General features: G+C 71.7%; 15 protein-coding genes. 9 read left to right on the forward strand and 6 right to left on the reverse strand.

Translation table 11 applies throughout. The annotated features are described in order from the left end of the window. Positions 1-22: 22 nt before the first annotated feature. Genes ACIOD2_RS39255 through ACIOD2_RS39265 form a run of 3 tightly spaced genes read right to left on the reverse strand, consistent with a single transcriptional unit; the run spans position 23 to position 2,418 of the window. Positions 23-1,144, reverse strand: coding sequence for an ArsA family ATPase (locus ACIOD2_RS39255; protein WP_400549983.1), 1,122 nt, complete (start codon positions 1,142-1,144; stop codon positions 23-25). Then, the gene (locus tag ACIOD2_RS39260) at positions 1,141-2,148 is read right to left on the reverse strand and encodes an ArsA-related P-loop ATPase (protein WP_247058882.1); all 1,008 of its coding nucleotides are present in this window, start codon (positions 2,146-2,148) and stop codon (positions 1,141-1,143) included. The genes ACIOD2_RS39255 and ACIOD2_RS39260 overlap by 4 nt, the downstream gene beginning before the upstream one ends. 21 nt (positions 2,149-2,169) lie before the next feature. Then, positions 2,170-2,418, reverse strand: a complete 249-nt coding sequence (locus ACIOD2_RS39265; RefSeq protein ID WP_400549985.1) for a hypothetical protein — start codon at positions 2,416-2,418, stop codon at positions 2,170-2,172. Between the two features lie 153 nt (positions 2,419-2,571). On the opposite strand from ACIOD2_RS39265, the gene ACIOD2_RS39270 reads away from it, so the two are divergent. From ACIOD2_RS39270 to ACIOD2_RS39300, 7 genes are all read left to right on the forward strand, one after another. Further along, a complete protein-coding gene (locus ACIOD2_RS39270; protein WP_020642049.1) occupies positions 2,572-2,733 on the forward strand; it encodes a DUF4177 domain-containing protein in 162 nt (53 codons plus the stop codon). A 4-nt stretch (positions 2,734-2,737) separates the two neighbouring features. Further along, positions 2,738-3,193: a RidA family protein gene (locus tag ACIOD2_RS39275; RefSeq protein ID WP_400549987.1), complete on the forward strand. Its 456-nt coding sequence runs from the start codon at positions 2,738-2,740 to the stop codon at positions 3,191-3,193. Beyond that, positions 3,193-3,819 carry a hypothetical protein gene (locus tag ACIOD2_RS39280; RefSeq protein ID WP_247058879.1) on the forward strand — a complete coding sequence of 209 codons (627 nt, stop codon included), beginning with the start codon at positions 3,193-3,195 and terminating at the stop codon, positions 3,817-3,819. Before ACIOD2_RS39275 ends, ACIOD2_RS39280 begins: the two co-directional genes overlap by 1 nt. 37 nt (positions 3,820-3,856) lie before the next feature. Further along, the gene (locus tag ACIOD2_RS39285) at positions 3,857-5,002 is read left to right on the forward strand and encodes a hypothetical protein (RefSeq protein ID WP_400549989.1); all 1,146 of its coding nucleotides are present in this window, start codon (positions 3,857-3,859) and stop codon (positions 5,000-5,002) included. 110 nt (positions 5,003-5,112) lie between these two features. Then, positions 5,113-5,931, forward strand: a complete 819-nt coding sequence (locus tag ACIOD2_RS39290; protein WP_400549991.1) for an NUDIX hydrolase — start codon at positions 5,113-5,115, stop codon at positions 5,929-5,931. Continuing rightward, entirely contained in the window at positions 5,928-6,698 is a 771-nt protein-coding gene (locus tag ACIOD2_RS39295) for an MBL fold metallo-hydrolase (RefSeq protein ID WP_400549993.1), read from the forward strand. Before ACIOD2_RS39290 ends, ACIOD2_RS39295 begins: the two co-directional genes overlap by 4 nt. Continuing rightward, entirely contained in the window at positions 6,695-6,949 is a 255-nt protein-coding gene (locus tag ACIOD2_RS39300; protein WP_323324518.1) for a glutaredoxin domain-containing protein, read from the forward strand. Before ACIOD2_RS39295 ends, ACIOD2_RS39300 begins: the two co-directional genes overlap by 4 nt. Here ACIOD2_RS39300 and ACIOD2_RS39305 read toward each other — a convergent pair. Continuing rightward, a complete protein-coding gene (locus ACIOD2_RS39305; RefSeq protein ID WP_400549996.1) occupies positions 6,927-8,114 on the reverse strand; it encodes a carboxylesterase family protein in 1,188 nt (395 codons plus the stop codon). The two genes, ACIOD2_RS39300 and ACIOD2_RS39305, sit on opposite strands and share 23 nt — an antisense overlap. Beyond that, on the reverse strand, positions 8,111-8,935 hold the full coding sequence (locus ACIOD2_RS39310; RefSeq protein WP_400549998.1) for a VOC family protein: 825 nt from the start codon (positions 8,933-8,935) through the stop codon (positions 8,111-8,113). Before ACIOD2_RS39310 ends, ACIOD2_RS39305 begins: the two co-directional genes overlap by 4 nt. An 83-nt stretch (positions 8,936-9,018) precedes the next feature. On the opposite strand from ACIOD2_RS39310, the gene ACIOD2_RS39315 reads away from it, so the two are divergent. Both ACIOD2_RS39315 and ACIOD2_RS39320 read left to right on the forward strand, forming a co-directional pair. Further along, positions 9,019-9,981 carry an Lrp/AsnC family transcriptional regulator gene (locus ACIOD2_RS39315; protein ID WP_400550000.1) on the forward strand — a complete coding sequence of 321 codons (963 nt, stop codon included), beginning with the start codon at positions 9,019-9,021 and terminating at the stop codon, positions 9,979-9,981. A gap of 40 nt (positions 9,982-10,021) precedes the next feature. Further along, the gene (locus ACIOD2_RS39320) at positions 10,022-10,999 is read left to right on the forward strand and encodes a hypothetical protein (RefSeq protein WP_400550002.1); all 978 of its coding nucleotides are present in this window, start codon (positions 10,022-10,024) and stop codon (positions 10,997-10,999) included. Between the two features lies 1 nt (position 11,000). On the opposite strand, the gene ACIOD2_RS39325 is transcribed toward ACIOD2_RS39320, so the two are convergent. Further along, positions 11,001-12,002: a DNA polymerase III subunit beta gene (locus ACIOD2_RS39325; protein ID WP_400550005.1), complete on the reverse strand. Its 1,002-nt coding sequence runs from the start codon at positions 12,000-12,002 to the stop codon at positions 11,001-11,003. Positions 12,003-12,007: the final 5 nt, after the last annotated feature.

Below are 12,007 nucleotides of genomic sequence, written 5' to 3' on the forward strand. Positions count from 1 at the left end.
GGGCTCCGACCCGGCTGACCACTCACGACGCGAGCTTGGTGCCGATGTCGCGCAGGCCTTCGAGGTCGTGCACGTCACCGGCCAGCGCGGGCACCCGGGCCAGCGCCACCTCGGGGTGGGCCCGGGTGAACCGCGCGAGCAGCCGTTCCTCACGGCCGGCGAGCTCGACGCGGTCTGCGTGCAGCCGCAGCACGGCTTCGGCCAGCGGCGCGTTCACGTCGCCCTCCTGCAGGGACTCGGCCGCGGCGAGCGCCTCGCTGCCGGACAGCTTCGCGAGCACCGGGTGTGTCCGGTTCGCGATCAGCCCGGCCAGCGGCATCGACTCGGCCGAGAGCCGTTCGACGAAGTAGGACGCCTCACGCAGCGCGTCCGGCTCCGGCGCGGCCACGACCAGGAACGACGTCCCCGACGAGCGCAGCAGCTCGGCGGTCTTGCGGGCGCGCTCGCGGAAGCCGCCGAACATGCTGTCGAAGGCCTGCATGAACGCCGACGCGTCGGTCAGCAGCTGGCCGCCGATGATCGTCGACACGGCCTTGGCGAACATCGAGAACCCGGCGTTGACGACCTTGCGCAGGCCCCAGCCGCCGGCCTTCGCCGGGCCGGTGAGCAGCCGGATCATCCGGCCGTCCAGCGCGGACGACAGCCGCGTCGGCGCGTCGAGGAAGTCCAGCGCGGAGCGGCTCGGCGGGGTGTCGACGATGATCAGGTCCCACTCGCCGGTGGCCGCGAGCTGCCCCAGCTTCTCCATCGCCATGTACTCCTGCGTGCCGGAGAACGACGTGGAAATGGTCTGGTAGAAGGGGTTCTGCAGCAGCTGCTCGGCGCGTTCCGGGCCGGCGTGCACGCGCACCATGTCGTCGAACGTGCGGCGCATGTCGAGCATCATCGCCCACAGCTCGCCCTTGGGCTCGAACCCGTCGACCTGCACCTGCCGGGGGTGGTTGCCCAGCTCGCGCAGGCCGAGCGCCTGCGCCAGGCGCCGCGCGGGGTCGATGGTGAGCACGACGGTCTGACGGCCGCGCTCGGCCGCGCGCAGCGCCAAGGCCGCGGCGGTGGTGGTCTTGCCGACGCCGCCGGAACCGCAGCAGACGATCACGCGGCTCTCCGGCGCGTCGATCAGTGCGTCGATGTCGATGTCGGTCACAGCCGCACCCCCTGGTCGGTCAGTGCCTCGGCCAGCTCGTAGAGCGCCCCGACGTCGACGCCGCCGGTGAGGTCCGGCAGCTCGAGCGTCGGCAGGTCGGCTTCGGCGAGCTGCTCGCGCGCCCGCTGTTCGGCGGCGACCCGCACGGCGTGCTCGACGGTCTCCTCGACCAGCGCGTCCAGCGTCGTGTCGGGCAGCTTCAGCCCGGCCGACGCGAGCCCGGTGCGGACGCGGGAGGCGTCGACGCGCCCGTCGGCCGCGGCCAGCACCGACCGGGCCGGCAGCCGCGGCGGGCGGACCCGGTTGACCAGCACCGCGCCGGGGCGCAGGTCGGCGCCGTCCAGCTCGGCGACGGCCTCCACCGTCTCGCGGACCGGCATCTCCTCCAGCAGCGTGGCGATGTGGATCACGGTCTCGCCGGAGTGCAGCAGCCGGACGACGCCGTCGGCCTGGCCGCGGATCGGGCCGGTCTTCGCGAGGTCGGTCAGTGCCTTGGTGACGTCGAGGAACTTGACGACCCGGCCGGTCGGCGGCGAGTCGACGACCACGGCGTCGTAGGTGTGCCGCCCGTCGGATTCGGTGCGCCCGACGCACTCCTTGACCTTCCCGGTGAGCAGGACGTCCCGCAGGCCCGGCGCGAGGGTGGTCGCGAACTCGATCGCGCCCATCCGCCGCAGCGTCCGGCCGGCGAAGCCCAGGTTGTAGAACATCTCGAAGTACTCGAGCAGCGCGGCCTCGACGTCGATGTGCAGCGCGCGCAGCTCACCACCACCGGGAACGGACGCGATCCGCTGCTCGGCGTAGGGCAGTGGCTCGGTGTCGAAGAGCTGGGCGATGCCCTGACGGCCCTCGACCTCGATCAGCAGCACCCGGCGCCCCTCGCGGGCGAGCGCGAGGCCGAGCGCGGCCGCCAGTGTCGTCTTGCCGGTCCCGCCCTTGCCGGTGACGAAGTGCAGCCGGGCGCGGGCAAGCTCGTCGGTCCAGCCGGCATGGGAAGTGGTCACTTCTTCACCCTAAATCAGTGCTCAGCTGGCCAGCAGCATGACGCTGACCGCAGCCGCGACGGCGGCCACCAGCAGCCAGGTGGCCAGGCCCGGCAGCACCGTGAGCATCAGCACACCGACGACGACCAGAAGGGTGAACGTGATCACGCCGCCGAGCGCGACCTGCCCCGAACTCTGCGTCCGATCACGCACCTTCGCCATCACGACCAGCACCAGCGGCAGTCCGGCCGCGGCCAGCAGGGCCGTCGCGATCACCCGCCACGTTTCCACGTGCCCACGCTAGCGGTCCGCAGCCCGATGTGAGGTGGCCCACAACGAGGGATCGTTCACTCTGCCGGGGTCACCCGGACGTCGGCCCTTTCCGGGGCACTTTTCCGGCGGCGGCCCCCGGCGCCCTTGCCCGCTTGGCTACGCTCCCGGGCTATGAGCGCCACCAAGTGGGAGTACTCGACGGTCCCTCTGCTGATCCACGCCACGAAGCAGATCCTCGACCAGTGGGGCGAGGACGGCTGGGAGCTGGTCACCGTCCTGCCGAACCCGACGGGCGAGCAGCACGTCGCGTACCTCAAGCGTCCGAAGGGCTGATCGCGTGAGCTGGAGCGAACGGCTGAAGGAACTCGGCATCGAGCTGCCCGGCGTGGCCGCTCCGCTGGCCGCCTACGTGCCCGCCGTGCAGAGCGGCCGGCACGTCTACACCTCGGGTCAGCTGCCCTTCGTCGACGGTGTGCTCGCCGCGACCGGCAAAGTCGGCGCGGAGATCAGCCCCGAGGAAGCGAAGGGGCACGCGCGCACCTCGGCGCTCAACGCGCTCGCGGCCGTGCACGCACTGGTCGGCATTGACAACGTCGCTCGGATCGTCAAGGTTGTCGGCTTCGTGGCTTCCGCGGAGGGCTTCACCGGCCAGCCCGCGGTCGTCAACGGCGCGTCCGAACTGCTCGGGGAGGTCTTCGGCGACGCGGGTGTCCACGCCCGCTCGGCCGTCGGCGTCGCGGAGCTGCCGATCGGGTCGCCGGTGGAGGTCGAACTGATCGTGGAGGTGCAGTGATGGATCCGGACATCGAGCAGTCCACCCACGAGCTGCTGCTCCGGCTGGCCGGGCGGCTGCCCGACCAGCTGCTGTGGCGCTTCCGGGACTGGCTCGGCGAGGGCGCGATGGGCACCCTCGCCCGGACGCTGCCGAGGTCTTTGCTTAAGCACAGGATTGACCTCGACCAGACCGAGTACCGGCTGCTCGTGGCCGGGCTGATCCCGCACGGCGCCGACTGGCACCAGGTGAGTTCGACCCTGGGGGTAGACGACGTCACCGAGAACAGGTACACATTCACGTCGAGTGCGCCCGAATGGGTTAACTCGGTCGACTCCGTGTCCGTTCTGATCCACGCAACGTTGCGGGGACGCCCGGACGTGGGGGAAGTGCGGCAGAGCTGGCGACACGTCGGTGTCGTCGGTCAAGGGACGGCCAAGCGTGTCCTGCTGATCACCGCGCTGTCGGGGCTGCCGAGGTTGACCGGCGAACTGCAGCGGGTGCTGCGGGTACTGGGCGACGAAGAGCCCAGCGTCGAGGTCATCCCGCCGCGATTCGACCTGCCGGGCTACCACCGGGCCGCGCTGGCCGATTCAGAGCTGGTCTGCGTGGGCGCGGTGGCGGGCAACCGGCTCGTAGCCGCTTAACGCTCGCTCCGCCAGCGAGCCGGGAGGGAGCAAGGCAATGGTGGAGGTCCACGACGGCCCGCCCATGGACGGGTTCTCGGTGCCCCTGCGCCTGCACAACCTGTTGCTGGCCTTGGCGGGCCGGATCGACGACAGCGCGCTCACCGAAGCACGCGAGCTGATCGCTCGCGCGCACATCGACGAGGCGGTCGAGCTGACGACCGGCACGCTCATCGCGGGCCGGATCCCGGTCAGCTCCATCGAGCAGCGCGAGCTCGCGCTGGTGCTGGAGATGAGCCGGTCGGACGCGACGCTGGCGAACGACCTGCTGGTCGACGAGGCCGACCCGGTCAGCACGCACCGGTTCAGCGGCGAGAACTCCCCGGAGTTCGGCATCGCCGAGGCCCTCGACCGGACGCTGCAGGTCCTGCCGGACGTCCGGTCGGTGCACGCGGTGTGGCGCAACACCCCGGCCGGGAGCGTGCCGGGCGCGCTGCCGCAGCGCGTGGTGCTCGTCGAGCTGGGCCCGGAGGGCAACCCGCCCGCCGTCGCCTTCCGCGTCGACACGGCGCTGCGCCGGGCCGGCATCCACTCGGTCGTCGAGGTCAGCGGTCCGGGCGTCGCGCACTCCGAGTACCACCAGGCGGCTTCGGCGGCCGCGTCGCCGGCCTGGGTGACCGGGAGTGCGACGTCGAGCACATCGTCCTACCGGTCCGAGCCGGCCGCGAAGCCGGCGGCCGCCGCGTCGCCGGAACCGGTCGCGGAGTCGGGCAGCAGGCACAGCATGCGCTCGAGCGCGACGACGACCACGGCACCGGAGCCGGTCGCCCCGGTGGTGCCGATCGTTTCGCCGCCGCCACCGGCTCCCGAGCCGCCCCGCAAGGCGCGGTCGACGGAACGGGCCGAGACGCGCGCGGAGCGCACGGCCGACCTGACCCCGGCCGAGGTCGCGCAGCTGCGGCAGGCGCTGGCCGAGGACCCGGAGAAGGGCCGCGAGATCGCCGCGGGCAAGCCGTCCATGCACGAGGTCGTCGAACTGCCGGCTTTGGACCTGGACGACCCGAGCCTGAGCGAGCGCGATCGGGCGCTGCTGCGTGAGCTGCACGCCGAGCTGGCCGAGCGCGAGCGGGCCGAAGCGGCGAAGATGCGGCTCAACGGCGCGTCCCGTTCCGGCGGTGACCAGCGCGGCTGGACCGCCCCTTAAGTTCTCCATCGCGAAGAGGCGGCACTTTCACGTGAAAGTGCCGCCTTTTCACTGTCTGGGATGCCACAACTGCGCGACGGGACGTCGGATGGCGGAGGTATGTTTCCCGGGTGGAGCAGCCAAAGGAGTTTGTCTTCGACATCCCCGTCGGCGCCGGGGTAGCCACCCGCGCCAACACCGACGGGCCGCCCGCCGTCCCCAAGGACGCGGCCACGGTGATCCTCGTCCGTGACGGTGCCGAGGGCGTCGAGATCTTCCTGCAGCACCGGGTCAAGGGCATGCCCTTCGCCGGTGGCATGACGGTCTTCCCCGGCGGCGGGGTCGACAAGCGCGACGCCGACGCGTCCGTGGCGTGGGCCGGCCCGGGGCCGTCGTGGTGGGCCTCCCGCTTCGGCTGCGACGACGCGCTCGCGCGGGCGCTGACCTGCGCGGCGGTGCGCGAGACCTTCGAGGAGTCCGGCGTGCTGCTCGCGGGCAGCGCCGAGGCGGTGCTCACCGACGTCACGCCGTACGCGACGGCGAGGCAGGCGCTGGAGACCCGCGAGGTGTCGCTGGCCGGGTTCCTCGCCGACGCCGGGCTCACGCTGCGCGCGGACCTGCTGCGCCCGTGGGCGCACTGGATCACGCCCGAGCAGGAGCCGCGCCGGTACGACACCCGGTTCTACGTCGCGAAGCTGCCGGACGGCCAGCAGGCCGACGGTGCGACGTCGGAGGCGTCGAGCTCCGGCTGGCAGCGCCCGGAGGACGCGATCGCCGACGCCCGTGAAGGCCGCCGGATGCTGATGCCGCCGACCTGGCTGACGCTCAGCGAGCTGGCCGAGTTCGCGACGGCCGACGACGTGCTGAACGCGCAGCGCGAGATCGTCCGCATCGCGCCGACGCTGATCCGCGAGAACGACCAGGTCCGCGTCGTGCTGGAGCGCCGATGAGCGCCCCGGCCTACGGCGTCCTGCGGCCGGTGTCGGAGACGGCGTCGGTGCTGCTGGAGAACAACCCGTCGTCGATGACGCTCGAGGGCACGAACAGCTGGGTGCTGCGGGCGGCGCCGGAGCGGTCGGCGGTCGTCGTCGACCCCGGCTACCGCGATCTGGAGCACCTCGAGCTGCTGGCCGGCGTCGGCGAGGTCGAGCTGATCCTGCTGACGCACTTCCACCCCGACCACGCCGAGGGCGCGCCGTGGTTCGCCGAACGCACCGGTGCGCCGGTGCGCGCGTTCGACCCTTCGCTCTGTCTCAACGCGACGTCCATTGAGGACGGTGAGCTGATTTCCGCCGCTGGCTTGGAGATCCGGGTGCTGCACACGCCGGGGCACACCGGCGACTCGGTGTCGCTGGTGCTCGACGGCCAGGTGCTGACCGGTGACACCGTGCTCGGCCGCGGCACCACCGTGCTGCACGACCTCGGTGACTACCTGCGGTCCCTGCGCAAGCTGATCGAGCTGCCGGCGGGCACGCTCGGGCTGCCGGGCCACGGTCCGGAGCTGCCCGATCTGCCCGCGACCGCGCGCGAGTACCTTGCTCATCGGGAACAGCGGCTCGACCAGGTGCGTTCGGCCTTGAAGGTGCTCGGGGCGGACGCCACACCGCGCCAGGTGGTCGAGGTCGTCTACGCCGACGTCGACCAGGCGCTGTGGGCGCCCGCCGAATGGAGCGTGCAGGCGCAGCTGGACTACTTGCGGTCGGAAGGACAGGGATGAGCAACGTCGAGGTGGAGTTCTACTGGCGGCCCGGGTGCGGGTTCTGCGCGGCACTCGACCGGCCGATGTCGAAGAGCGGCTTCAACGTCCGGAAGATCAACATCTGGGAGGACCCGTCCGCGGCCGCGCGCGTGCGCGAGGTCGCGAACGGGAACGAGACCGTCCCGACGGTGATCGTCGGCTCGGTGGCGATGGTCAACCCGTCGTTCGCCGAGGTCGAGGCCGCGGTCAAGGCCGCTCAGGCGGCCTGAGCACGTCCCACTCCAGGCTGGGCCGCTTTCCGTGCAGGAAGGCGGCCCAGACCTTGCGCAGCCCCGCTTCCTCTTCGAGGCCCTTCGGGGCGCCTTCGAGCATCGGCGCGTCCCAGACGTCGTGGGTGCCGAACAGGAACGGGATGTCGGCGCAGTGGCACGCGCCGAACCGGTTGCCGGGTGCCTGCCAGTCGAAGCGGAAGGTGACCGCGTCGAGCTTCCCGGCCAGCCGCGGGATGTCGGCGGCGAAGAACGAGCTGGTCGCTTTGTCGACGACGTCCTGAGGTGCATCGGGGACGAACGCGCGCAGCTCGTCCCGCGTCCAGCTGATGAGCGCTTCGCCGCGCGGTGCCACTTCGATGAGGTCGTCCGCGACAAGATCGCCGTCGGCGACGAGCTGGAACGGCGGTTCGAGCGAGCCGGGCTTCGTGGTCTGCGCGGCGACCTTGAGCTGAGCTTCGAGCAGGCTTTCCAGCGAGGCCGTGTGGATGTCCACTTCTTGTTGCAGCAGCAAGGCGTTCTGGTTCGCGTCGTCCCAAGTGGACGGTCGCATCCCGAGGGGCGCGCTTTGCAGGGCGATCCGCTTGATCAGGTTTTCCGTCCGCGGTGACGACCACAGCGCGAGCGTCGACTGGGCGCCCGCCGACTGCCCGCCCAGGGTGACCTCGGCGGGATCCCCGCCGAACGCGGCGATGTTGTCGCGGACCCATTCGAGGGCCGCGAGCTGGTCGGCGAGGCCGAGGTTGGGCGGAACTCCTTCGGTAGCCAGGAAACCGAGGGCGCCGAGCCGGTAGTTGAGCGTCACGACGACGGCGTCCGCCTCGCGGGCCAGGCGCGTGCCGGTGTACCAGACCTGGCCGCCCGAGCCGCTGGAGAACCCGCCGCCGTGGATCCACACGAGCACCGGGCGGCGGCCGGTGGCCGACGGCGTGAAGACGTTGAGCGACAGGCAGTCCTCGCTCTGCGGCAGCGGCATCGGCCCGAGGGCGTGTTCGAGCCGGGACGGCGGTTGCGGCGCCGCGGGCCCGGGTTCGAGGGCGTCGCGGACGCCGGTCCACGGCGTCGGCGGGGCCGGCCGCTCGAAGCGTTTTGCTTCCGCGTAAGGGATTCCCCGGAACGCGCCATCCGTCCCGCGGACCTGACCACTGGTCGTTTCGACGATCATCGTGCCTCCTCTTCGAAGAAAACGGCGGCCCCGTACGCGTCCTCGGCGCGGACGAAGAACCCGCGGTCCCCGGTGGTGGTCGGGACGTGCTGCTCGACCAGGTTCCGTGCCCTTTTCAGATCGTCCACCGCGACGCCGTGCGCCGCAAAGTAAGGCAGCCGAGGCGCGGTCTCGCCGGGCAGCACGGTGTCGAGGTCGCTCGCGCCGACGACGTCGACCAGCTGCTCGCCGCCGGTGATCACGTCGTAGCGGCGGCGGTAGCGCTCGACGTCGTCGTCGGCCACGACCAGCAGGATCCCGGCGACGCGGCGGGCGCCGTTCGGGTGGCCGAGGTAGCGCGGCTGGTGGACGTACTCCGGGGTGAGGTGCTCGGCGGTGTGCAGGATGCCTTCGGGCGTCTTGTCGCGGCTGATGTGGACGCTGCGGAACCGCGCGGTGCGGGTGCCTTCCGGCAGGTCGACGTCACGCTGCAGCGAGAGCACCCCGGACGTCGAGAGCCCGGCTTCGCGCAGCCGGCGTTCGGCTGCTTCGGAGTCGTCACACCCGAAGGAGACACCGTGGAGGCCGTCGCCGCGGGCGTCCAGGATGGGCAGCACCCGCCACGGGTCGTCGGCGGCCTCGTCGACGATGCCGATCAGTTCGAGGAACGACTCGCCGAAGTAGGCGCAGCGGTTCGCCGTGCAGCTCGGCAGCAGCTCACCCCCTTCGCTGCGCGACGCGAAGTGCCGCGACGGCGGGCTGAGCGTGAAGCCGAGTTCTTCGTAGCGCTGCCAGGTCTTTTCGTGGTTCCGGGTCACGAAGACCGTGTGGTCGATGTTCATGGTCCCAGCGTGGGTTCTCGTGGGTGGCTCTTCCATCCATGGCGGGATTGTGCGCGAAATCCGACGTTCTCTAGGCTTATTTGATGGATTCCGGCCTGCTCGACGACCTCGATCGCCGGCTCGCGCACGCCCTCCAGCTCGACGGCCGGGCCTCGTTCAGCACGATCGCCGGGGTCCTCGGCGTCTCGGACCAGACGATCGCGCGCCGCTACCGCAAGCTGCGCTCGTCCGGGATGCTGCGCGTGGTCGGCGTCCCGGAGGCGGCGCCGCTGGGCCAGGTCCACTGGCTGGTGCGGCTGCGGTGCGTCCCGGACGCGGCGGCCACGATCGCGACGGCGCTGGCCTGGCGGGCCGACACCCAGTGGGTGAGCCTGATGTCCGGCGGCACGGAGATCGCGTGCTTCGTCCGCGCACCCCAGCGCGAGGACGCGGGCGGCCTGCTCCTGGGCCAGCTGCCGCGGACGCCGCGGGTGGTGTCGATGACGGCGTACCGGATCCTGCACCGCTTCGCGGGCGGCCCGGCGGGCTGGCCAGGCCGCTCGAGCGCACTACCGGAACCACAGGCCGCGGTCCTTCGCCGTGTCCCCGCTGAGTCCGTCTACCGGCCGGAACCGGAGGACCCGGCCTTGCTGACGGCGTTGGCCCACGACGGCCGTACCGACATGTCGACACTGGCGGCGGCCGCAGGCCGCTCGGAGTCGACGACCCGACGGCGCCTGGAGCACCTGCGCGACTCGGGAGCCCTGTACTTCGACGTCGAGATAGACGCGGCCCTGCTGGGCTACCCCCTGACGGCAACACTCTGGCTGACGGTCGCCCCCTCTGCCCTGTCGTCGGCAGGCCGGGCGTTGGCAACACACCCCCAGGTAGCCTTCGCGGCGGCGACCACGGGCCCGGCGAACCTGGTGGCCAACGTCGGCTGCCGCGACGACGCGGCCCTGTACGCGTACCTGGCTGATGACCTGGGCGGGCTGAAGGGTGTCCGTCAGGTGGAGACGGCGCCGATGATCCGGACGTTGAAGCGCTTCGGCACCGTGGATCCGTGATCCGTGTAGCAGCGGCCGCCTGGTCGGCGACTCAGTGGCCATGGACGACGAGCGCGCGATCGACTTTGTCCTGAACGGGCAGCAGCACCACCTCAGCCGCACGCAGGTGCTGGCCGCGGCGGCGCGCGGCGGCCCGGAGCCGATCTACAAGCACTGGGTCTCCGTCGACGACCAGCTGTGGCCGCCGCGGCAGCTGTTCGAGCGCGCGGCCGGGGTGGCCCGGTCCGAGTTCATCTCGCACGCCGCGATCCGGTACCTCCGCCGGCTCGGCTTCTCGACCAGCCCGCTGCCGCAGGAGTCCGAGGCACCACCAAAACCCGGACCGCCCGAGCCGGAGCCCGCCCTGACGCCACCGGCGATCGATGTCGGGTCGGCGGTCACGTCCTTCATCGAACTGCTCCGGTTCTTCGGCGACGAAGACCTGTCCAGCCGGGTGCTGCGGTTGGAGGACCGGCTGGAGGGTGCCGACCGCGAGACCGTCGACGACCGGCTGGCGGACGAGGGGCTGACCGACGGCCTGCTGAAGGCCGCGCTGCTGGTGCGACAGCACGCAGGCCGGATCAACGACCTCATCCACGCGGCGATGATCGTCCGGGCCCTGCCGAAGGTCCTCGAGCCGGGCGAGCGCATCGCCGTGCGGCCGTCGCTGGCCGCCGGGAACGATCCGAGCCGGAAGTTCGACCTCGAGACGAACCTTCGGGTGGCGGAGTTCAAGGCGGGCCAGTGGAAGGGCCGCGACGCGATGCGCAAACGCGGGCTCGTGGCCGACCTGGTCGGACTGGTCCTCGGCCGTGGTGATCGTCGCGCGGAGCTTTACGTGCTCGGCCACCTGCCCATCGAGTTCCTGCGCAACAGCAACTCGACCATGGAGTGGGCACTCGGCCGCTCCTCGCCCCACCTTCGGCGGGCCTACGACGACCGGTTCGAGAGCGCGTCGTACACCGTGCGCCAGTTCACCGAGGGGCCGGCCGCCGACGTGGCCTTGAAGGACTTGGCCGAGGTGCTCCGGATCCCGTGACTCAGCGGGTCAGCATCGGCATCAGGTAGTACGTCAGCGCCACCTCCCCGACCGAGAGATCGGCCGCCCGCAGGACGCATGCGCGCATCCCCGGCTGGATGGACAGCACCACTCGCTCCCCGGCGAACGCGCCCAATGCGTCCAGCAGGTACCTCGCCTGGAAGGACGGGGACGTCCGGCCGCCGCTGACGTTCGCCTTCAGGGTTTCCTCGGCTTCGCCCGTGTCCTGGCGGGCGCTTGCCAGGCGGACCTGGGTGTCGCCGACCTCCAGGGTCAGTACCCGGCGGTCCTCCGCGTACACGCCGACGCGGCGGACCGCGGCCGCGAGGGCGTCCGCGTCCAGCGTGACGGTGGTGTCGACCGCTCCCGACGGGATCGCTTCCTCCGACAGGAAGCCTGCGTCCAGGACGGCGGTGCCGACCAGGCCGCCCGCCCAGCTCAGGCCGAACCGGCCCGGACCGGAGTGGAGCCCGACGACGCCGCGAGCCTGCCGCGCCGCCTCGGTCAGCAGGGCCGCGGGCACCAGGACGTCCAGCGCACCCGGTGACCGCAGGGGCAACCGGGCGACCGCCATTCGGTAGCGGTCCGACGCCGTCAGGGTCAGCTCACCTTCAACCGCCTGGACGCGGACGCCGGTGAACAGTGGCAGCGGGTCGTCCTTCGCCGCCGTTCCGGCGACGATCCGCAACGCCGAGGCGAACGCTGGACCGTCCACTTCGGACACCCGGGGTGGCTCCGAAGCGGGCGATTCAACAACAGAGAGCAGCGGCAGCGCGAACCTGGCCTGGTCGAGGCGCAACGCCAGCCTGCTGCCCTCGACGACCACGCGCACCGACTCCGCGCCCAGCATCTTCAGCGTCTCGGCGAGCGGGGCCGCCGGCACGGCCACCTCGCCGTCGGTGTGGGTGGTCGCCGGGCAGTCGAACCGGACCGTGAGATCCGGGTCGCTGCCGGCGGTGGGCAGGCGCGGTGACGTCCATGCCGGAAAGCTAGCGCCGACCACCGACA

It is taken from the genome of Amycolatopsis sp. NPDC088138 (assembly GCF_044741685.1).
Lineage (GTDB): Bacteria > Actinomycetota > Actinomycetes > Mycobacteriales > Pseudonocardiaceae > Amycolatopsis.

Coding starts and splice junctions, on each gene's coding strand:
- ACIOD2_RS39270 (WP_020642049.1), top strand. CDS start 2,572: ATGAGCGCCACCAAGTGGGAGTACTCGACGGTCCCTCTGCTGATCCAC.
- ACIOD2_RS39280 (WP_247058879.1), top strand. CDS start 3,193: ATGGATCCGGACATCGAGCAGTCCACCCACGAGCTGCTGCTCCGGCTG.
- ACIOD2_RS39285 (WP_400549989.1), top strand. CDS start 3,857: ATGGTGGAGGTCCACGACGGCCCGCCCATGGACGGGTTCTCGGTGCCC.
- ACIOD2_RS39295 (WP_400549993.1), top strand. CDS start 5,928: ATGAGCGCCCCGGCCTACGGCGTCCTGCGGCCGGTGTCGGAGACGGCG.
- ACIOD2_RS39300 (WP_323324518.1), top strand. CDS start 6,695: ATGAGCAACGTCGAGGTGGAGTTCTACTGGCGGCCCGGGTGCGGGTTC.
- ACIOD2_RS39305 (WP_400549996.1), bottom strand. CDS start 8,114: ATGATCGTCGAAACGACCAGTGGTCAGGTCCGCGGGACGGATGGCGCG.
- ACIOD2_RS39310 (WP_400549998.1), bottom strand. CDS start 8,935: ATGAACATCGACCACACGGTCTTCGTGACCCGGAACCACGAAAAGACC.
- ACIOD2_RS39315 (WP_400550000.1), top strand. CDS start 9,019: ATGGATTCCGGCCTGCTCGACGACCTCGATCGCCGGCTCGCGCACGCC.
- ACIOD2_RS39320 (WP_400550002.1), top strand. CDS start 10,022: ATGGACGACGAGCGCGCGATCGACTTTGTCCTGAACGGGCAGCAGCAC.